General features: G+C 62.8%; 18 protein-coding genes and 2 pseudogenes. 10 read left to right on the forward strand and 10 right to left on the reverse strand.

Annotation, left to right across the window (positions count from 1 at the left end; all coding sequences use genetic code 11):
* From K675_RS33255 to K675_RS0128645, 5 genes and pseudogenes are all read right to left on the reverse strand, one after another.
* Positions 1–429 (reverse strand): annotated as a pseudogene (locus K675_RS33255) (hypothetical protein); the annotation flags it as partial.
* The gene (locus tag K675_RS0128630) at positions 426–1,706 is read right to left on the reverse strand and encodes an AAA family ATPase (RefSeq protein WP_026145617.1); all 1,281 of its coding nucleotides are present in this window, start codon (positions 1,704–1,706) and stop codon (positions 426–428) included. The pseudogene K675_RS33255 and the gene K675_RS0128630, both read right to left, overlap by 4 nt.
* A 91-nt stretch (positions 1,707–1,797) precedes the next feature.
* A complete protein-coding gene (locus K675_RS0128635; RefSeq protein WP_017906893.1) occupies positions 1,798–3,459 on the reverse strand; it encodes a SulP family inorganic anion transporter in 1,662 nt (553 codons plus the stop codon).
* A gap of 194 nt (positions 3,460–3,653) precedes the next feature.
* The gene (locus K675_RS0128640; RefSeq protein ID WP_017906894.1) at positions 3,654–4,793 is read right to left on the reverse strand and encodes a glycerate kinase; all 1,140 of its coding nucleotides are present in this window, start codon (positions 4,791–4,793) and stop codon (positions 3,654–3,656) included.
* A 198-nt stretch (positions 4,794–4,991) separates the two neighbouring features.
* Positions 4,992–6,089 carry a sugar diacid recognition domain-containing protein gene (locus tag K675_RS0128645; RefSeq protein WP_017906895.1) on the reverse strand — a complete coding sequence of 366 codons (1,098 nt, stop codon included), beginning with the start codon at positions 6,087–6,089 and terminating at the stop codon, positions 4,992–4,994.
* 172 nt (positions 6,090–6,261) lie between these two features.
* Between K675_RS0128645 and K675_RS0128650 the strand changes: the two genes are divergently transcribed.
* The 4 genes from K675_RS0128650 (at position 6,262) to K675_RS0128665 (ending at position 10,291) form a co-directional block, all read left to right on the forward strand.
* The gene (locus K675_RS0128650) at positions 6,262–7,575 is read left to right on the forward strand and encodes an MFS transporter (protein WP_017906896.1); all 1,314 of its coding nucleotides are present in this window, start codon (positions 6,262–6,264) and stop codon (positions 7,573–7,575) included.
* A 350-nt stretch (positions 7,576–7,925) separates the two neighbouring features.
* Positions 7,926–8,939, forward strand: coding sequence for an aldo/keto reductase (locus K675_RS0128655; protein ID WP_017906897.1), 1,014 nt, complete (start codon positions 7,926–7,928; stop codon positions 8,937–8,939).
* Positions 8,940–9,078: 139 nt separating this feature from the next.
* Complete coding sequence (locus K675_RS0128660) at positions 9,079–9,633, forward strand: UPF0149 family protein (RefSeq protein ID WP_017906898.1); 555 nt, start codon at positions 9,079–9,081, stop codon at positions 9,631–9,633.
* Positions 9,634–9,745: 112 nt separating this feature from the next.
* The gene (locus K675_RS0128665; RefSeq protein ID WP_017906899.1) at positions 9,746–10,291 is read left to right on the forward strand and encodes a hypothetical protein; all 546 of its coding nucleotides are present in this window, start codon (positions 9,746–9,748) and stop codon (positions 10,289–10,291) included.
* Positions 10,292–10,397: 106 nt separating this feature from the next.
* Here the strand turns inward: K675_RS0128665 and K675_RS0128670 are convergent, their stop codons facing one another.
* Positions 10,398–11,030, reverse strand: coding sequence for a hypothetical protein (locus K675_RS0128670; protein WP_017906900.1), 633 nt, complete (start codon positions 11,028–11,030; stop codon positions 10,398–10,400).
* A 424-nt stretch (positions 11,031–11,454) separates the two neighbouring features.
* On the opposite strand from K675_RS0128670, the gene pstS reads away from it, so the two are divergent.
* The 5 genes from pstS to yghX all read left to right on the forward strand — a co-directional run bounded on the left by pstS (position 11,455) and on the right by yghX (position 16,196).
* Positions 11,455–12,471 carry a phosphate ABC transporter substrate-binding protein PstS gene (pstS, locus tag K675_RS0128675; protein ID WP_026145618.1) on the forward strand — a complete coding sequence of 339 codons (1,017 nt, stop codon included), beginning with the start codon at positions 11,455–11,457 and terminating at the stop codon, positions 12,469–12,471.
* Positions 12,472–12,539: 68 nt separating this feature from the next.
* The gene (gene pstC / locus K675_RS0128680; RefSeq protein WP_026145619.1) at positions 12,540–13,535 is read left to right on the forward strand and encodes a phosphate ABC transporter permease subunit PstC; all 996 of its coding nucleotides are present in this window, start codon (positions 12,540–12,542) and stop codon (positions 13,533–13,535) included.
* Complete coding sequence (gene pstA / locus K675_RS0128685) at positions 13,532–14,404, forward strand: phosphate ABC transporter permease PstA (RefSeq protein WP_017906903.1); 873 nt, start codon at positions 13,532–13,534, stop codon at positions 14,402–14,404. Before pstC ends, pstA begins: the two co-directional genes overlap by 4 nt.
* Positions 14,404–15,183, forward strand: coding sequence for a phosphate ABC transporter ATP-binding protein PstB (gene pstB / locus K675_RS0128690; protein WP_017906904.1), 780 nt, complete (start codon positions 14,404–14,406; stop codon positions 15,181–15,183). Before pstA ends, pstB begins: the two co-directional genes overlap by 1 nt.
* Positions 15,184–15,308: 125 nt before the next feature.
* Complete coding sequence (gene yghX / locus K675_RS0128695; RefSeq protein WP_017906905.1) at positions 15,309–16,196, forward strand: YghX family hydrolase; 888 nt, start codon at positions 15,309–15,311, stop codon at positions 16,194–16,196.
* 10 nt (positions 16,197–16,206) lie between these two features.
* Here the strand turns inward: yghX and K675_RS34330 are convergent, their stop codons facing one another.
* The 3 genes and pseudogenes from K675_RS34330 to K675_RS0128705 all read right to left on the reverse strand — a co-directional run bounded on the left by K675_RS34330 (position 16,207) and on the right by K675_RS0128705 (position 18,574).
* Positions 16,207–17,070: a methyl-accepting chemotaxis protein gene (locus tag K675_RS34330; protein WP_420066353.1), complete on the reverse strand. Its 864-nt coding sequence runs from the start codon at positions 17,068–17,070 to the stop codon at positions 16,207–16,209.
* A pseudogene (locus tag K675_RS34335) lies at positions 17,065–17,835 on the reverse strand (MCP four helix bundle domain-containing protein); the annotation flags it as partial. The pseudogene K675_RS34335 and the gene K675_RS34330, both read right to left, overlap by 6 nt.
* A gap of 109 nt (positions 17,836–17,944) precedes the next feature.
* Complete coding sequence (locus K675_RS0128705; RefSeq protein WP_017906907.1) at positions 17,945–18,574, reverse strand: cell wall hydrolase; 630 nt, start codon at positions 18,572–18,574, stop codon at positions 17,945–17,947.
* Positions 18,575–18,766: 192 nt separating this feature from the next.
* Between K675_RS0128705 and K675_RS0128710 the strand changes: the two genes are divergently transcribed.
* Positions 18,767–19,621, forward strand: coding sequence for a CAP domain-containing protein (locus tag K675_RS0128710; RefSeq protein WP_017906908.1), 855 nt, complete (start codon positions 18,767–18,769; stop codon positions 19,619–19,621).
* 6 nt (positions 19,622–19,627) lie between these two features.
* Here K675_RS0128710 and K675_RS0128715 read toward each other — a convergent pair whose 3' ends face one another.
* Positions 19,628–20,308: a GNAT family N-acetyltransferase gene (locus tag K675_RS0128715; RefSeq protein ID WP_017906909.1), complete on the reverse strand. Its 681-nt coding sequence runs from the start codon at positions 20,306–20,308 to the stop codon at positions 19,628–19,630.
* Positions 20,309–20,397: the final 89 nt, after the last annotated feature.

Below are 20,397 nucleotides of genomic sequence, written 5' to 3' on the forward strand. Positions count from 1 at the left end.
TATATCGTTTGCATGAGGTGACAGCGGGGATTCGAAAGGACTCCCATCGGGATCGTAATTTTCTTTTCTTACTGCGCCGAAGTCACAATGAGCGCGATAATTCTGGCTAGGCGGATAGCAGGCCAGCATATTTTTATAATCAATACTTCGCACAGCATGCTCAGACTGAGGGTAAATATGTTCTATATGACAACTCAGCGCCGTTTCCTGCCCCGCTACCACTTCTTCCTTGGTAGCGCATTTCTCTTTCGTGAGTAGTCTTCTCATTGTGTACGCACACAAATGGTACTGCTCCAACAAAAGGGAGCGCCGCACTGCCTCACGAGGAAACCCACCACCAGAGTAGTCAAGATTTTGTGGGGTTCTTCGATTTTCATGTTTCCATGCAATAAGCTCCCGAGGCTCATCGCTCTTCACGATACGTCTCACGCCTCACCCTCCTCGACCCATCTCAGAGAGTCAATACTGCTTTGTGCCTCGACAACATCCGGAATATCACCGACACTCTGACGCAATGCATCAAGATCGAGCTGAGCACGATCCAACTGGTCGCTATCTAATAGTTCTTGAATTTTCTGCAATGGCTGCTTGGCCCTCTGACTCTGAGCCCCAACATGCATAATTTCCTCAAGGACTTCGCCGCTACGCAGACCAAGCGATCGCTCAGGATGCCCAAGATATTCGCCGCCTTTAAGCAGCATTACCGAATCGGCAGGTAGTTCCCCCAATATTTGAGGAGAGTGAGTTGAAATGATGAACTGGCAATTTGGAAAAGTGTTCTCCAGATTGGAAACGACACTTCTTTGCCACTCCGGATGCAGATGCAAGTCAAGCTCATCAATTAAGACGATGCCGTGCCCATCCAGCGGCTCTGCCACATGACGGTTCAAAAGTGTTAAACGGCGGGCTAGATCTCCAATCATCGCAAGCAGGCATCGCTCACCATCAGAAAGCTGTAGCACATTGAGTTCGCGATCACCCTTCAGAACCGTCATTCTCAATGATGGTTTACGCCGAACCCTGACATCCTTGAATCCAGTAAATCTTTCAATGGCTCTCCGAACAGAAGACAGTTCTAAATCCCTGAAACCAGGGTTGTCACGCAGCTTCTCGTTCTCAAGATCCTCCTGATTCCTGAACCAGATGAAAAACCTCTTGAAGTCTGCACCGCCATGTCCCAGTGCATCCTCGTATCCTTCCGCGATAGCGTTATTCAGTCGTTCTCTAACCCGCAAAGGCACCTCAAAAACAGCACGATGGACATCATAATAAACTGCCAAAGGTGCTTGAATGGGTGCTTCCGCGATCAACTCGTAACGCAATATCGCATTAGCCAAGGAACTTACAGCAGCATTCAGGCGAGAAAGGTCACTGCTACGCTCTTCTGGGTGTTTGCCAGCTTTTCGATTCAGTGCTATCGACCAGCTTATTTCTTCACCTCCCGCCTCCCATTCGGCGACAACGCTCAGACGTGCGTAGTCGGATCCGATGCGAATGTCATCTTGAGAGATGGAACGAGATTTTGACCCTTGATCAACGATTCGGGCAGTCATATTAGATAGCGAAATAGCCAAGGCATCCAGGATTGACGACTTACCCACACCATTGACACCAACGATCGCAGTGGTACCTGCACCATTTTTGAACTCAAGTTCAATTTTTTCGATACCACGAAAATTCACTAAGGTGAATCGTTTGACTCGCATGTTCAGTTACCTGCCAAGCCGACCACAGCAGCCGGAACGTAATAAATTGGCACGATAATAGTAAGTATGATCGTCGCTGTCACGAGACGATCTACTCACAATTTATTACCTGCTGGACTACAGCATGCACACTCAACTCGCTCAGCGTCACGCCAGACAAGACCTCCTCCGGCAACGCCAAAAGAGCCTGATGAGCCCCATGCTTCAGCCGGGCAAACAGCAGCGCCTTGCTGCCACTCCTGAAGCGCGCGATGAAATCCTGCAAGGCCTCGATGCTGGTTCCGTCCAGGTCTGGCGATTCTTCCAGGCTGAGGATCACTGCCCGCACCTGCGGCCCCTGTTGATCGGCCAGACGCTGGACGCTGCGCAGAATCCGTTCGGCATTGGCGAAAAACAGCGCTTCGCCAGGTCGCAGGATCAGCACGCCCGGCACCTGCCGTGCCTGGGGATGCAACTGGCAATCGACGAAGTCATGCCCGTCGGCCAGGTGCCCGAGCACCTGCACTGCCGCCGAGGACATCTGCCGCAACATCAGCATCAGGCTGATCGCCACCGCCGCCAGCAGCCCATCCAGCACCCCGAGCAGCAGCACCGCGCCTACCGCGCAAATCGCCAGGAAGCGGTCGCGCCGCCAGACGAAATAGCGCTGCAGCGGTTCCAGGCTGACGGCACGGGTCAGCGCGTGAATGACGATCGCCGCCAGCACCGGTTCGGGCGTCAGCGCGATCAGTGGCAGCGAGGTCGCCACGATCGCCAGCACCACCAGCGCCGCGACCACCCCGGCACAACGCGATGTGGCGCCGGCCGCTTCGTTGGCCGACGTGGCCGAGTACCCGGCGCCGGCCGGCATGCCGTGAAACAGCCCGGACAACAGGTTGGCCCCTCCGAGCACCAGCAGGTCGCGGTTAGAACTGACCCGGTCGCCGTGCTTGAGGGCAAAGGCGCTGATGGAACCGTAGGACTCGGCATACAGGATCATCACCAGGGCAAAGCCCAGTTCCACCAGTTTCAGCCAGTCGGAAAAAACCAGGCGCGGCAGTGACGGTACCGTCAACTGCAGGTCGATGGCCCCGATCAGGCTGACCCCATGGCTCGGCAGGTCCAGCCACCTGCCCACCACGATACCCAGTACCACCACCAACAACCCGCCCGGCACACGACGCAGGCGCCCGAAGATCGTCAGCAGCACCAACGCCACCAGCGCGACCGCCGCACCTGACCAGTTCCATCGTGGCAGTTGCCCAACCAGTTCCGGAACGAAGCGAATCAGGTCACTGTGCTGCGGATGCACATCGACAATGCTCGCCACCTGCCTGAGGATGATGGTCACCGCCAGACCAAAGGCGAAGCCGCGCAGCACCGGCTTGGCGATGAACGAGGTCACGCTGCCCAGCTTGAACAGCCCGGCGAGCAGGAACATCAGGCCGGTGATCATCACCAGGCCGATGGCCATGGTCAGGCGCAGGGCCAGGTCGGAGCCGGCCACCGAGAGCGTCGCCGCCGCCAACACCGCGGCGGACGACGAGGTGGCCGAAACGATCGCAAAGCGGCTGGTACCGAACAGCCCGTAACAGAACAGCCCGGCAAACAGGGCGATCACCCCGGCCTGGGGTGGCAGGTGGGCGATGCTCGAATAGGCGACCGCCTCAGGCAGCAGCAGGCCGGCGATCGACAGCCCGGCGATCAGGTCGCGGCCCAGACGGCGTGATTGAACGGGGGTGGCAGCCTTCTCGGCCAGGGAAGGCTCACGCATCGACGAGGCCGGCCCATCCTGGCAGGGAACAGCGATCCTGGCGGTCTGCCAGTGGTCGGGGAGGCTCCCCGTGGGTCCATTGCGAGCGGGCACCTGCCATCGAGCGTCTCCTGACAAACCATTCGTGTTGTCAAGCTTAACGCCGAATCACCCGGTAGGCACCTGCGCGCCCGGCACGGCGCTGCACGACTGGCTCAACGCCCCGCCGCCAGCCTCCAGACCCGGGCGATATCGCGCGCCCGTGCCGACAGCAGGGCCGGCGCCTCGGCGCAGGCCTGCTCCAGGCTCATCGGCCCGGAAGCCAGGGCGAAGGCGGCGTCGACCCCGTGCTGGTACATCCGCTCATACCCCTCGCCCAGGGTGCCGGCCAGCACGATGACCGGTACACCCTGCTGGCGAGCGATCCGCGCCACGCCAAAAGGCGTCTTGCCACGCAGGGTCTGGGCGTCGAAGCGGCCCTCGCCGGTGATCACCAGATCGGCGCCCTGCACCGCCTGCTCCAGCCCGACCAGCTCGGCGACCACCTCCACGCCCGGACGGAACTGCGCGGCGAAGAACGCCTTGGCGGCAAAACCCAGCCCGCCCGCCGCGCCACTGCCCGGCTCGCCACGCACATCCCGTGGCAACACCTCGGCGCACAAGTCGGCAAAATGCCCGAGCGCCGCGTCCAGCTCGTGTACCTGAGCCGGTGATGCGCCCTTTTGCGGGCCGAAGATCGCCGAAGCGCCCTGCTCTCCACACAGCGGGTTGTTCACATCGGCGGCAATCTCGAAACGGACGGCGCCCAGGCGAGGGTCGAGCCCTGCGCAGTCGATCCGCTGCAATCCAGCCAAGGCCTGGCCGCCACGGGCCAGCTCGCGGCCCTGGGCGTCGAACAGGCCCAGGCCGAGCGCCTGCAAGGCACCGGCACCGGCATCGTTGGTGGCACTGCCGCCGATGGCGAGAATAATCCGCCGCGCTCCGGAATCGAGAGCGGCACCGATCAACTGCCCGGTACCGAAGGTGCTGGTGATACAGGCATCACGCTGGCCGGGCGGTAGCAGTTGCAGACCACTGGCCTCGGCCATCTCGATGATCGCGGTATGGCTCTGCGGCAACCAGCCCCAGTGGGCCTGCACCGCGCCACCCAGGGGGCCCTGGACCGTCTCGGTCCGCAACTGGCCATTGCAGGCGGCGAGCACCGACTCCACCGTACCCTCGCCGCCATCGGCCATGGGGTAGCGCAGCAGTTGCGCCCGCGGCAGGACCTCGGCCAGCCCCTCGGCAATGGCCCTGGCGACACCGTCGGCACTCAGGCTGTCCTTGAAGGAGTCGGGGGCGATGATGATTTTCATGGGGGCTTCTCCGGGTCTTGTAGCATCCATGCTGCCAGCAGAAACGACGTATGACGCCGGTCTGCTGCACAAGCATTGTGGGGCTTTATTGTTCATTCACACAAACCGGGGGGCTGCGGGCCAGGCTTGGGAGCCCATTCGCGGGCAAGCCCGGGGCCTACAGGATCTGCGTCCTGCTCGTCTCCGGTGTGCAGCCCTTCAGGCCTGGGGCAGCAGCTGCACGCCCAGGTACAGCGCCAGCATGCCATCGAGCCGCAACGGGTCGACACCGCTGAGTTCGGCGATCCGCTCCATGCGATAACGCAGGCTGTTGCGATGGATACCCAGCGCCTCGGCACAGGCCTGGCTCTGGCCGTCATGCTCGCACCAGCTGCGCAAGGTCGAGAGCAACTGACCGTTGCTGTCCTTGACCAACACCTTGCGCAGCGGCTTGAGCAACTCCTCCAGGGCGTCGTCATTGCGATAGCGCCACAACATCACCGGCAGGCAATAACGCTCGAGCAACAGCATGCGCGTGTTCGGCAACACGTCCCGGCCATAGCCCAACAGGTCGCTGACCCGCCGATAACAGCGACGCAGTCCCGCCAGGCCATCGGCCTGCCCGCCTACCGCCACCCGCAATACCTTCCAGCCCAGGCCGTCGAGCTTTTCCAAAAGGCGCGGTTCATCCAGGGACAGCGTCGCCGGGCGGCACCAGAGCAACGACGATTCCGAGGCGCTGAAGCACCAGCTATCGGGGTAACGCGACTGCAGCCAGGCGATCAACGCCTCGGTAGCCTGCCCCGGTTCCAGTTCGAACAGGCAGGGGATTCGCGACAATTGTGGCTTGAGCCCCATCTGCCGGGCCTCATCGAGCAGGCGTGGCGAGTCGCCGTCGTCGCCGAGCAGCAACGCCAGCAGATCGTCGCAGCGCTGGCGCCGCCATTGCTGTTCAGCCTGCTGGTGACGTTGCGCCACCAGCATCTCGGCCGTCATCCTCACCAGTTCGGCATAGGTGCGCAACCGGTCGGGGTCTCCGGTGATGCCCAGCACGCCGATCAGACGCTGATCGTGCAGCAATGGCAGGTTGATTCCCGGTTGCACGCCCTTGAGGCACTTGGCCGTCTGCACATCGATCTCCACGACCCTGCCGTTGGCCAGCACCAGTTGCGCGCCTTCGTGACGGGTATTGACCCGCTCCTTTTCGCCGCTGCCGAGAATCAGGCCCTGGCTGTCCATGACATTCACGTTGTAGGGCAGGATCGCCATCGTCCGGTCGACGATATCCTGCGCAAGGTCGTGGTCCAGTTCGAACATGAGAGGAGAAGTCCTTGTAATGGCGTCCCTGCGATGGATTGTTCAGCGGCACAGGTCATGCCGGCAAACCCTGTGCGCCGGCACAAAGACAGCGGCGCCGGGGTGGCCGAGACTCACAGGGCGAACAACGTTACCCTTGCATCGCGAAAAATCATAATAAAGAGAGACCGACATGTCACAGAGCGCCGCGTTACCCCAGGCCACCGCTGACTTGAAAAACGCCGTATACAAGCGCATCACCCTGCGCCTGATCCCCTTTATCTTCATCTGCTACCTGTTCAACTACCTCGACCGGGTCAATGTTGGCTTCGCCAAGCTGCAGATGCTCGACGCCCTCAAATTCAGTGAGACGGTCTACGGCCTCGGTGCCGGAATCTTCTTCATTGGCTACGTGCTGTGCGGCGTGCCGAGCAACCTCGCGCTGACGCGCTTTGGCCCACGGCGCTGGATCGCGCTGATGATGATCACCTGGGGCACACTGTCGACCTGCCTGCTGTTCGTCACCACCCCGACCCAGTTCTACACCCTGCGCCTGTTCACCGGTGCGGCGGAAGCCGGTTTCTTCCCTGGCGTGGTGCTGTACCTCTCGCAATGGTTCCCGAGCTTCCGACGCGGCCGCATCATGGCCCTGTTCATGTCGGCGATTCCGGTCTCGGGCCTGCTCGGCAGCCCCTTCTCCGGCTGGATTCTGAACCACTTCGCCGCGGGTCAGGGCGGACTCTCCGGCTGGCAGTGGATGTTCCTGCTGCAAGGCATCCCCACCGTGCTGCTCGGCGTGGCCGCTTTCTTCCTGCTGGCCGACAGGTTCGCCAATGCCCGCTGGCTGACCGCCGAGGAGCGCGCGGTGCTGGAGGCCGACCAGGCCGAGGATGCGGCGAACAAGCCGCGCACCGTCAGCGACTCCCTCGGCGAGGTGTTCCGGAATCCGGCGATCTGGGCGTTCGGCCTGATCTATTTCTGCATCCAGAGCGGCGTCTACGCGATCAACTTCTGGTTGCCGTCGATCATCAGGAACCTCGGTTTCAGCGACAACCTGGTGATCGGCTGGCTCAGCGCGATTCCCTATCTGCTGGCCGCGCTGTTCATGCTCTTTGTCGGACGCTCCGCCGACCTGCGCAAGGAACGTCGCTGGCATCTCGTCGTACCGATGCTGATGGGTGCCGTTGGCCTGTTGATCGCGGTGAACTTCGCCAGCTCGCCGGCCGTTGCCATTCTCGGCCTGGGCATCGCCACCATGGGCGCCCTCACCGGCCTGCCGATGTTCTGGCCGGTGCCCACCGCCCTGCTCAGTGCCGGCGCAGCCGCCGGCGGCCTGGCGCTGATCAACTCGATGGGCCAGATGGCCGGCTTCCTCAGCCCCTACCTGGTGGGCTGGATCAAGGACGCCAGCGGCTCCACCGATGCCGCGCTGTATGTGCTGGCCGCGGTGATCGTCGGCGGCGCCCTGCTGGCCCTGCGCGTGACCCGCGACCTGCGGGCGCAGTAACCCATTGCCATGAAAAAGGCCTGATACCGGCGGAGCCAGGTATCAGGCCTTCCTCTCCCCGGGGAAATCCGCTACACGAGAATCTTCGCCACCCTGCCTGGCAGTGCCGAATACCGGGTTTTCTTGTGTACCTTGTGTTCTTTCCGGTGTTTCTGGGTGGCCATCGCCAGTTGAGCACCGGCCTTGGGTGCGCTGCCGCCCTGTGTCGCCGGTACCGGCGAGGACGCCGAAAACCCTTCGAGCCACTTGCCCCGGCTCTTCAGGGCTCGCCAGGGAAATTGGGGATTGCTCCACGCCAGGCTTCTGGTATCTGATGGAGCACTTTCCTTAAGCGCAAAAGGATGTCCAGCATGAGCTATCGCCTCCTCGGTCACTCCGGACTCAAGGTTTCCACCCTGACCCTGGGCAGCATGATGTTCGGTGAGCAGACCGATACCGAGACTTCGCTGCGCATCATCGACAAGGCCTGGGACCAGGGCGTCAACTTCATCGATACCGCGGACGTCTACAACGGCGGGCGTTCGGAGGAAATCGTCGGCGAGGGCGTTGCCCGCCACCGCCATGACTGGGTCATCGCCTCCAAGGTCGGTTTCGGCCCGGCGGACGGCACCCCGAATCGCCGCGGTCTGAGCCGCAAGCATATCTTCAATGCGATCGAGGCCAGCCTCACCCGCCTGGGCACCGACTACCTGGATATCTACTACCTGCACCGCGAAGACCACGACACACCGCTGGAGGTCACGGTAGCGGCCATCGGCGACCTGCTGCGCCAGGGCAAGATCCGCTACTGGGGCCTGTCGAACTACCGCGGCTGGCGGATCGCCGAAGTGATTCGCGTGGCCGAACGGCTGGGCGTCGAGCGGCCGGTGATCAGCCAGCCGCTGTACAACATCGTCAACCGCCAGGCCGAGGTCGAGCAGATCACCGCCGCCGCGGCCTACGGCCTTGGCGTGGTGCCCTACAGCCCGCTGGCCCGTGGTGTGCTCAGCGGCAAGTACGCACCGGACGTGGCACCCGACGCCAGCAGCCGTGCCGGACGCCAGGACCGGCGCATCCTCGAAACCGAATGGCGCCTGGAATCCCTGCGCATTGCCCAGCAGATCCAGCAATACTCCCAGGGTCGTGGCGTCGGCATCGTCGAGTTCGCCATCGCCTGGGTGCTGAACAACGCGGCGGTCAGCTCGGCGATCGTCGGTCCGCGCACCGAGGAACAGTGGGACAGCTATACCAAGGCGCTCGCGGTGAAGATCAGCGCCGAGGACGAGGCCTTCATCGACTCGCTGGTCACCCCGGGGCATGCCTCGACGCCAGGTTTCAACGATATCGGCCACTTCGTTTCCGGCCGGCGCACGCTCGAACCTTGAGGCGTAAAGTGGCGAGCGGCGCACGCGCCCTCGCCCAATGCATCGCAAGACTGGATAAATGCCGCTGAACAGGCCATCCTGCGCGCCTTTTCCCCAGCGCGGCGAGTTGCCGCCACGCCCGACACACCAAGGATTGCCCATGCAAGACCAGCCACTGAACGACGCCGACTTCGAGTTCATCGAGGACATGCTGCTCAAGTACGGCGACGACCACTCCGTGCTCAACCCTTCCGAACTCGACGGTTACCTCACCGCGCTGGTGTCCGGCCCGCTGCCGATCGATATTTCGGTATGGTTCCCGGCCATCTGGGGCGACCAGAACCCGAACTGGGAAACGCCACAGGAATGCAAGCGTTTCATCGACCTGAGCGTGCGCCACCTGAACGCCCGGGCGACCCAACTGGCCAACGATGCCCAGGGATTCAAGGCACGCTTCGAGGCCACCGAGCACCAGGGCCAACCGCTGGTGCTGGCCGAGGAATGGTGCTTCGGCTACCTGCGCGGCATCGGTGTCAGCCAATGGCCGGCGTTGCCGGCAGCGCAGGCGCAATGGCTGGAGGCGATCACCCTGTGCGCCGAGCAGGACAACTTCGAACTGCCGGCCGATCTCGACGTGGTCCTGCATCGCCAGCGCGTGGCGGCCATCGAGCCGGCGGCGCGCGGGCTGCATGACTTCTGGCAGGCACAGCGCTAACGATCCCCGCTCGCGCCCCCTCTCTTGCGTCAGTGCTAGCAATCATCGGTTGATAGCCATGAGCCATCAACCGATAATCCCGCCCCCAACTCGACTCGCGCAAGGAAACGCCGTGAAAAAAGCTCTGCTGTCCATCCCTCTGCTGGCGTTGTTGCTGCAAGGCTGTGGCATGACCATCACCCGCTACGACCCCAGCTTCGACAACGTGCAAACGCTCAAGCAGAACCTGCCCCTGCAGTCGATCAGCGAGGCGAAGGTCACGGCGGCACCAGGCCAGGGGTCATTGACCGTACGGACCAACCCCATTCGCTCGCCCAGTGGCAGCATCAGCCAGCACGTCCAGGACGCGATCAACCAGGAACTGCGCCTGGCTGGCCTGCTCGACCCGCAGGCCCCGCGCCAGTTGAATGTACTGTTGGTCAAAAACGACCTGACAGCGGGTGCGGGCACCGGCACCGGTGTACTCGCGGCCCACTTCACCCTGCTCAAGGCGGGCCAGGTGACGTATGACGCGACCCGGGAAGTCCACAGCGAATGGAGCAGCAGTCCGCTAGGCGCTGTCGCCATTCCGAATGCGGCGAACTCCTACAATCCATTGGTGCGTGACCTGCTGAAAGCCTTGTACAGCGATCCGCTGTTCATCCAGGCATTGAAGTGAGGCTGGAAAACAGCGCGGTCTTTCGCGGATGAGTCCTGCTCCCACACGGTACGCGCCAGGCGCGGTCACTGTGGGAACCGGACTCACCGAGGGTACCGGGTGAAACTCAGGCCCGGGGAGCGAAGCCCAGAGCCGAGTACTTGAGGCTGTTGCTCTCGACCATCTGCTTGAGCAGCGCATTGACCTGACGGCCGAAGGTGTCGTTCACCGCATCTTTAGGGGTCTTGCTCGCCAGGGGAAGGAACCAGATACCGATCCAGGTATTGATCGCATCGTGGTTGCTGTTGCTGCTCACGGGTTGCCCTTGTGGGTCAAGCACCTCGAGGCTCATGGTGTACTGGTCGGTCGCCAGTGCCGGAATGACGGTGAAGGTGAACCCGCTGACGAAGGCCATCGCCAACTGGCCGCCTCCCGGTGGATGGTTGTAGACCTTCAGGCGCAGGTTGTAGTCGCCCGGCTGCTTCTGGAACTCGTCCAGGGTCACCCGGCCGAACAGGCCCGAGTCGGTCAGAGCCTTCTGCAGCTGCGGCTTGAGCATTTCCCGCGCTTGTGGAACCTCGACCGCCGACGCGCTCTTCGGCTCGCCCTGGTAGAAATCGAATTTGACGAAAACGTTCGGCTTGTTCGAATAGGCCGCCATGGAAGGCATCTTGACCGGAGCCACTTCATCCTTCGTGAAACTGGCGCAACCGCTCAACGTAAGCGCCAGGGCCAACCCCAGCATTTTTCCGATCTTCATTACCGCGTCCTTAGTGAGATATCAAAGCGCCTCCATCATCGGAGTTGCCGCGGCAGGATTCTAGAGGGTCGCATGCAATATCAAAAGGCCATATTTCGGACAAATGCCGGGAGATCGGCTGAGCCCCGTTTCGTTCACAGACTCTGCTGCGCAATCTCTTCGGAGGTCTGCGCCCGAGGCGCTGCTGCCAGTTGCCGGCACTCTCCGGGCAGACAGCCGGGCGACATCGTGCCGGTGGGCCTCAAGCTGCCGTCAGACAAATTCGAATCCATAAAAAACCACCCTCAGCAACAGACGCATTATTTCTAAATATTTCTTCACGCAGCGTAATTGTCATCAGACAGAAATATTCCGGGCATTAAATCGCTGGCTATCTGACATGTGGCCCCGTCCACCCATCCCTGAGCCTCGAGGTATTCTCGTGATTTTGCTGACCAAGAAACGCTTGTCGGTCCTGCTGGCCTCCCTCTGCCTGAGCGGTGTCGCCCACGCTACCGATGTGACCGGTGCCGGTTCCAGCTTTGTCTATCCGGTGCTGTCCAAGTGGTCCCAGGACTACAGCAAGACCTCCAGCAACCGCATCAACTACCAGTCGATCGGCTCGGGTGGCGGCATCGCTCAGATCAAGGCCGCGACCGTGGACTTCGGTGCCTCGGACGCCCCATTGTCGGCCGACGAACTCAAGGCGGCCGGCCTGGGCCAGTTCCCCAGCGTCATCGGCGGTATCGTGCCCGTCATGAACATCGACGGCGTTGCCGCCGGCCAGCTCAAGCTCGACGGTGAAAGCCTGGCGAAGATCTTCCTGGGTGAAATCACCACCTGGAACGACCCGGCCATCGTCGCCCTCAACCCGGGCCTGAAACTGCCTGCCGGCAAGATCACCGTCGTGCACCGCTCCGACGGTTCGGGCACTTCGTACAACTTCACCAACTACCTGGCCAAGGCCAGCGAAGGCTGGAAATCCAAGATCGGCTTCGGCACCACCGTGCCATGGCCAGTGGGTGTCGGCGGCAAGGGCAACGAAGGGGTCTCGGCCTACGTGAAGCAGATCAAGAACTCGATCGGCTACGTCGAGTACGCCTACGCCCTGCAGAACAAGATGACCCACGCCCAACTGAAGAACGCGTCCGGCAAGTTCGTCGAGCCTGGCGCCAAGGCGTTCCAGGCCGCCGCCGACACCGCCGACTGGGCCAGCGCCGAGGACTTCAACCTGATCATGACCAACGCTCCAGGCGATGCCGCCTGGCCGATCACCGCCACCACCTGGATCATCATGTACAAGCAGCCGAAGAACGCCGAGCAAAGCCAGGCGGCCTTCGACTTCTTCAAGTGGTCACTGGAAAACGGCCAGCAGCAGGCCGCCTCGCTGGACTACGTGGCCCTGCCCGACTCGCTGGTCAAGCGCATCGAAGGTTACTGGAAGTCCGACTTCGCCCATTGATCCGCCCGCCTGAAACCGCCCGTCATCCGTGCCTTGCGGCCGGGTGACGGGACCTGAGCAGAGTAATGATGAACGACTCCGTGCAACCCCTGGCCTTGCCCATCTGCAGCAGCGACGTGGCCGGCGAGGAACGGGCCGCCCGCGATCACCGGCATGACCTGTGGTTCAAGCGAACCCTGTTCGGCGCCGCCATGCTGGTGCTGATACTCCTGGCCAGCATCGCGGCCTCCACCCTGTGGGGTGGCAGCCTCGCCTTCAAGACCTTTGGTCTCGACTTCCTGACCAGCACCGAATGGGATGCGGTCAACAATCACTTCGGCGCACTGGTGCCGATCTACGGCACCTTGGTGACCTCCTTCCTGGCCCTGCTGATCGCGGTGCCCGTGAGTTTCGGCATCGCGATCTTCCTCACCGAAGTCGCGCCGCCCTGGCTGCGCATGCCGGTTGCCTCGGCCGTCGAGCTGCTGGCCGGGATTCCCTCGATCATCTACGGCATGTGGGGCCTGTTCGTCTTCGGCCCGTTCATGGCCGAACACCTGGCCCCGTGGATCAATGACTACCTCGGCGCTCTGCCGCTGGCAGGTCCGCTGTTCCAGGGCCCGCCCCTGGGCATCGGCATGCTCACCGCCGGTATCGTCCTGGCGATCATGATCACGCCCTTCATCACTTCGGTGATGCACGAGGTGTTCCGCAGCGTACCCACCACCCTCAAGGAATCGGCCTACGCCCTGGGCGGCACGACCTGGGAAGTGGTCTGGGACATCGTCCTGCCCTATACCCGTTCGGCCGTGGTCGGCGGCGTATTCCTCGGCCTCGGCCGAGCCCTGGGCGAGACCATGGCGGTGACCTTCGTACTGGGCAACGCCCAGCAGTTCTCCGCCTCATTGCTGATGCCAAGCAGCTCCATCGCCTCGATCATCGCCAACGAGTTCAGCGAGGCCTACACCGACCTGCACCGCTCGGCGCTGATCGGTCTGGGCTTCCTGCTGTTTGTCGTCACCTTTTTCGTCCTGGCATTGGCGCGACTGATGCTCATGCGACTCTCACGCAAGGAAGGGCTATGACGGGCAACGAACGTCTTTATCGCAACCGCGCCCTCAAGAACCGTATCGCAATGGTCCTGAGCTGCGGCGCCACCCTGTTCGGCCTGACCTGGCTGGTGTGGATCCTGCTGACCACCGTCATCAACGGTTTCGAAGCCCTCAACCTGCGGCTGTTCACCGACATGACGCCACCACCGGGCACCGAAGGCGGCCTGGCGAACGCGTTCTACGGCAGTGCGCTGATGTCGCTGATCGCCCTGCTGATCGGCACGCCGATCGGCCTGATGGCGGGTGTCTGGCTGGCCGAGTTCGCCCGCCATTCGCGCCTGGGCGCCGTGGTGCGCTTCATCAACGATATCCTGCTGTCGGCACCGTCGATCGTGCTGGGGCTGTTCATCTACACCGGCGTGATCCTGCCGATCAACCTCCTGAGCAACCACCAGGTCGGTTTCTCCGCCATTGCCGGTGCCCTGACCCTGGCCCTGCTGGTGATCCCGGTGGTGGTGCGCACCACTGACGAAATGCTCCAGCTGCAACCCTCGACCCTGCGCGAAGCCGCACTGGCATTGGGTGTGCCGCAGTGGAAACTGACCCTGCAGATCGTCCTGCGCGCGGCCAAGGCCGGGGTGGTCACCGGCGTGCTGCTGGCCCTGGCCCGTATCACCGGTGAAACCGCCCCGCTGCTGTTCACCGCCTTCGGCAACCAGTTCTGGAGCAGCAACCTGCTCAAGCCGATTGCCAGCGTCCCGGTGGTGATTTTCCAGTACGCCATGAGCCCGTTCGAGGACTGGCACTCGCTGGCCTGGGCCGGCGCCCTGGTGCTGACCCTGTTCGTCCTGCTGCTCAGTTTGCTGTCCCGATTGATTCTTTTGCGTAATAGGCTGACCTGATGAAGACCCGTGACCTTGCCAGCGAGAACACCAAGATCCGTGTTCGTGGCCTGGAGTTTTTCTACAACAACCAGCGGTCGCTGAAGTCCATCGACCTGGATATCCCGGAGAAACGCATCACCGCCATCATCGGCCCTTCGGGTTGCGGCAAGTCGACCATGCTGCGGGTATTCAACCGCATCTACTCGATGTACCCGAAACAGGAAGCCCGTGGCGAGGTGCTGCTCAATGGCGAGAACATCCTCGCTCCCGGCTATTCGATGAACCGCCTGCGCAGCCAGGTCGGCATGGTGTTCCAGAAGCCGGTGCCGTTCCCGATGTCGATCTACGAGAACATCGCCTACGCCGTGCGCCACCACGAGAAACTGTCGCGCCACGAGATGGATGAGCGGGTCGAACAGGCCCTGCACGGCGCGGCGTTGTGGAACGAGGTCAAGGACAAGCTCAAGCAGAGCGCCCAAGGCCTCTCCGGCGGCCAGCAACAGCGCCTGTGCATCGCCCGCACCATCGCCCTGCGCCCACAGGTGCTACTGCTGGACGAGCCGACCTCGGCCCTCGACCCGATTTCCACCGGCCGCATCGAGCAACTGGTCACCGAGCTCAAGGAGCAGTACACCGTGATCATCGTCACCCATAACATGCAGCAGGCCGCACGGGTTTCGGACTACACGGCGTTCATGTTCATGGGCGAGCTGATCGAGCATGATGCCACCGACTCGATCTTCACCCATCCCAAAATGAAACAGACCGAAGATTACATCACCGGTCGTTTCGGCTGATAGCCACTGCCCCGCCGCGGACCTGGTTTCATGGGACGCTCAAAGGCTGCTTTAATGAGTCGACTGCATTGATCCTTCAAATGCATGGATCAGCCTCTCGAACCACTCGACAAGGTAGCGCCACGATGGAACGTCTCACCGCGAAAGATTTTGCCCCCGAGCTGCTGGAACTCTACGACTACTACGTCCATGGCCGGATCAACCGGCGCGAGTTCATCGACCGCGCGGCCAAGTTCACCCTCGGGACCATGGCCGCGGCCAGCGTGCTGGCGGCGCTGAGCCCAAACTACGCACTGGCCGAACAGGTGCCCTTCACCGATCCGGACATCGTCGCCGAATACATCACCTACCCCTCGCCCAAGGGCCACCCACAGGTGCGGGGATATTTCGTGCGCCCGGCGAAGGTCACGGGCAAGGTGCCCGCGGTCGTGGTGGTGCACGAGAACCGCGGCCTGAACCCTTACATCGAGGATGTCGCCCGGCGCGTGGCCAAGGCCGGCTTCATCGCGCTGGCACCGGATGGCCTGTCGTCGGTCGGCGGTTACCCCGGCAACGACGAGAAAGGCGTGGCACTGCAGAAGACCGTCGACCCCGAGAAACTGATGAACGACTTCTTCGCCGCCATCGAGTGGTTGATCAAGCATGACGCCAGCACCGGCAAGGTCGGCATCACCGGCTTCTGCTACGGCGGTGGAGTCGCCAATGCGGCAGCCGTGGCCTACCCCGAACTGAGTGCGGCCGTACCGTTCTACGGCCGCCAGCCCAAGGCCGAAGAGGTCTCCAGGATCAAGGCCCCGCTACTGCTGCACTACGCCGAACTGGACAAGCCCATCACCGACGGCTGGCCTGCCTACGAACATGCCCTCAAGGATGCGGGCAAGACCTATGAGGTACATATCTACCAGGGCGTCAACCACGGCTTCCACAACGACTCCACACCCCGCTACGACGAGGCGGCCGCCAAGCTGGCCTGGGACCGCACCGTGGCCTGGTTCCGCCGCTACCTGGCCTGAAACCGTCAAGTCATAGCCGGAAACGGTCCACCGACTGCGACAGTCGTCCGGCCAGGCTGGACAACTGGTCGGTGCTCGCCGCCGTCTGGCCGATCACCTGATTGTTGCCGGCTGACATGTCGGCGATCTTTTCCACCTGGCGTGAGATTTCATTGCTTACCTGGCTCTGTTCACCGATGGTCCGCGAGATGTCATTGACCAACTGGCTGGTGTTGAGCGTCGCCTCGAGGATTTCACTGATGGCGCGCTCGACCTCCGCCGTCACGGCCATGCCCTTGTCGACCTGGGCCACCCCGGCCTCCATGCTGCTGACCGCCTCGCGCGTGCTGTTCTGGATACGCACCACCATCTCCGAGATTTCCCGGGTGGAGGCACTGGTGCGCCCGGCCAGGCCACGGACCTCGTCGGCCACCACCGCGAAGCCGCGCCCCTGCTCACCGGCGCGGGCCGCCTCGATGGCGGCGTTGAGCGCCAGGAGGTTGGTCTGCTCGGCAATGCCCTGAATCACCTGGACGATGCCGAAGATCGCCTCGGACTCCTTGTCCAGCGTGCGGATGACCTGGGCCGAATGCTGCGATGAACGGGCGATATCATTCATGTCGCTGACCACCTGGCGAATCACCTGTCCGCCATTCTTGGCCAGCGATTCGGCCTGGTTGGCCATGTCCAGCGCCCGCTCGGCGTGGCGGGTGATTTCCTCGATGCTCGCGGTCATCTGGCTGGCCGCCGCCGCCATGGTGCCGGCCGCCTCGCTCTGCTGCTGGCTGCTGCCCGCCACCTGGTGACAGCCGCCGCTCAATTGCTCGCTCATGTCATTGACACCATGGGCATTGCTGCGTACCACCTCGATCATGCTGCGCAAGTCACGCTGCATGGTCGACAGGTTGCGGATCAGCCGGGCCGCCTCGTCCTGTTGCCGGGGCTCGTCGATCGGCGTGCTCAGGTCGCCATGGGCAATGTCGGCGGCAATACGGCTGGCGACCTGCAAGGGGGCCATGATGCCGTTGATGACCCTGCGCCCCTGGAGTACCAGCAACAGCAGACCGGCAATCAGCACCCCGACCAGGATCAGGTTGGCGTGGCTGATGGCCTTGCGGGTGCCCTCGCCGCTCGACTGCGCGTTGGACTCGATCAGTTCGCTCAGCTTGGCCATCGCATCTTCCAACTGGCCGAACGCACTGTTGAACGAAGCCAACTGCTGCTCGGCGGCGTCCGGGTTGGCAATGGCCAGGTCGACGATGTGCTCGGCCGCGCCGATGTAGGTTTCCAGGCTCGGCCTGATCTGGTTCAGCGCCGCCTTGAGCGTGTCGTTGACCGGCAGCTTGAGGTTCTCCTCGAGCACTTCGCGAAAGTGCTTGGCGTGTTCGGTCAGCGAATCACGCACTTCGGTGGCGGAACTGGCGCTCTTGCCCAGCCCCACCAGCATCGCCGACAGCACATCGGCGCGCAGGGCGTCGTGCATCATGTCGCCTTCCAGGTGATTGCGCAGCAAGGTCATGCTCACCTCGCTGTCGCTGGTGGCCTGCGCCATCCGCTGGTTGCCCAGGTAACCGACCAGCCCCATCACCAGCACGGTCAGCAGGCCGCTGCCTATCAGCAGGTACAGACGCAATCTTATCGACACAGTGCAGCCCTCCATCAGCCCAGGACAAACCGGTCGGCCGCAGGAACAGGAAGCGTGCCGACACCCCCTGACGGATATTTAAGACCATTTTCCGGGTTTGGCCGCGCCGTTATGCTGCACGGGGCTATTTCGCCTTGTCGTCCCTGGGCTTGTAGAAGAGGAACTTACCCGTCTCGGCGGTGCGGATGTACGACTTGACCCAATCCGGGCTGACGCTGCGGTCATGAAAGTACATGGCACCGTGGGTGCGGTCCTTGATCTGCTGGTTGAGGGCCTTGCGGGCGATTTCCTTGGCGAGCGCATAGCGGTCCTCCTCCTGGACATCGTCCGAGCGGCCATCGCACCACCAGGAAAACTGACAGGCTTTCCTGTCCGCGCCCTGCTTGACCACCTCGCAGACGGTCCCGGGAAAGCCCTCATGCCCGAGACGATTGAGCACGACGCTGGCGACCGCCTCCATGTCGGCCGGCTCGCCACCCTTGGCCTCCCAGTAGATGGTGCGTGACAGGCAAGTGATGGTGTCGGCCACCGCGGCATCGCCAGCCGGGTCCACTACCTGCGTCTCGACCCTGGTCAGGGTTGGCGTCTTCGGCTCCGCGGCCGGGCTCTCCTTCTCGGCGGCTTTCTGTTCCAGCGCCTCGGCCTTGTCGATGACGGCCTGTGGCCGGGGTTGCGATTCGGCAGCCGCGCCAAGGGCGGCTTCGCAGGTGATGAGGGTGGCAACAAGACACGCGACTATCCCGTTGAGGCGCATGATCGAACCCTGTTGAATGAACCCTGCCCGTGATGGTCGCCCTGCCACGGCCGGGCAGTCGATCCGGGGCGGGCTGGCAGGTTCGACAGCGCCAGGAATGAATCATTCCACAGCCGATTTCACACAAAAGGCCTTGCCTTTACCGGGGCACTATCGCGCATCATGTGCGCAGTTCGTTCGAGGAAAATGCCCATGCGCGTCCTGCTTTCCATTCTGCGTCCGGCCATGCTCGCCCTGGGGCTGGCAGTCAGTGCCCACACCCTGGCCGGCGACGAAGCGCAGTTGCTGCAGTCGATCAACGACTACCGCAGCCAAAGCCAGCGCTGTGGCGGCCAGGTTTCGCTGGAACTGCCGCCGCTGGCGGCCGACCCGCGCCTGGTGCTGCCACCGGACAGCCCTGGCGACCTGCAACAGGCGCTCACGCGGGCGGCCTACCCGATGGTCAATGTGCAGGCGATCAGCCTGTCGGGACCACGGGATGCCGATACCGCGATGAAGGCCGTGCGTGAGAGTTTCTGCCGGGTGGTGCTGGACCCGCAGTTCGTCGACATCGGCGTCAGCCGCCAGGGCAACGACTGGCGTATCGTCCTGGCCCGGCCGTTGTTGACCGCCCGCCTGGGCGATGCCCAGGCCGAGGGCCAGAAACTGCTGGAGATGATCAACAATGCGCGCAGCCAGCCACGCCAGTGTGGCAGCCAGTCATTCGCCGCCAGCCCCCCCCTGGCCTGGAACGCCCTGCTGGCGAGCGCCGCCGAGGGACACAGCCGCAACATGGCCAACAGCAATTTCTTCGATCATCAGGACCGCGAGGGCCATACCCCGGGCGACCGGGCCGAACTGGCGGGCTACATCGCTCAGCGGATCGGCGAAAATATCGCCGCCGGCCAGGACAGCGCGCGCAAGGTGGTCGACGGCTGGCTGGTCAGCCCCGGCCATTGCGCCAACCTGATGAATCCGCAGTTCCACGAAATGGGCGGAGCCTATGCGGTCGACCCGAAGAGCGATTCCGGTATCTACTGGACGGCGCTGTTCGGCACCCAGCAGTAACGCCTCTCAGCCGAGACGCTCCAGCACCAGCGCACTGGCCTGGCGCGTCATCTGGTCAAGATGGCGGTCGCGCTTTTTCTCCGCTTCCGCCATCGCCTTGCGACCGTGCTGCTGCAACAGGTAGGCGTGGATTTGCCGAACCTCCGTCGAGCTGTAGATGGGCGCGACATCAATCACGGCGATCAGCCCATCAGTGCCATGATCGCGGGTGTTCATCAGCACCTGCGGACCACGGGCGGCCAGTACCTGGAAGCCCATCGCCTCGAAATACGACACCTTGCCCGGGGCGCAGGCCAGTTCGGCATGGGGGAAGTGATCCAGCATCCGCCCCAGCATTGCCCGGGCGATCCCCTTTCGGCGACGGTCGGCCCTGACGGCCATATAGGCCAAGGCGCAGGCCTGAGGGTCGTCCGTGGCGGGCAGATACAGCACGAAGCCCAGCACTTGCGACGGATCCTCGTCATCCAGAGCCACGATCAGTTCCACCGCAATGCCCTTGCTGCCCTCCATGGCCTCCAGATAAAGATGCACCTCGTAGCCCACCCCATACTGATAGAGGTTGTACAGCGGATTGCTCGCTGGCAGCGCGACCTGGCTGATGTCGGTGAAATAGTCGACCACCATCTGCAGGATCTGGCTCCTGATCGACTCCGGGGGTGGGGTTTGCAGGCGGGTAAGCGTGAACATCGACAATCGGGCTCCGGGCATGAACGCGTTCCGGGAATGACCCGGGCCGCATAGTCTACCCCCTTTGTGGCGAGCGGGCTTGCCCGCGC

The organism is Pseudomonas fuscovaginae SE-1, assembly GCF_000364705.1.
Classification (GTDB): domain Bacteria; phylum Pseudomonadota; class Gammaproteobacteria; order Pseudomonadales; family Pseudomonadaceae; genus Aquipseudomonas; species Aquipseudomonas fuscovaginae_A.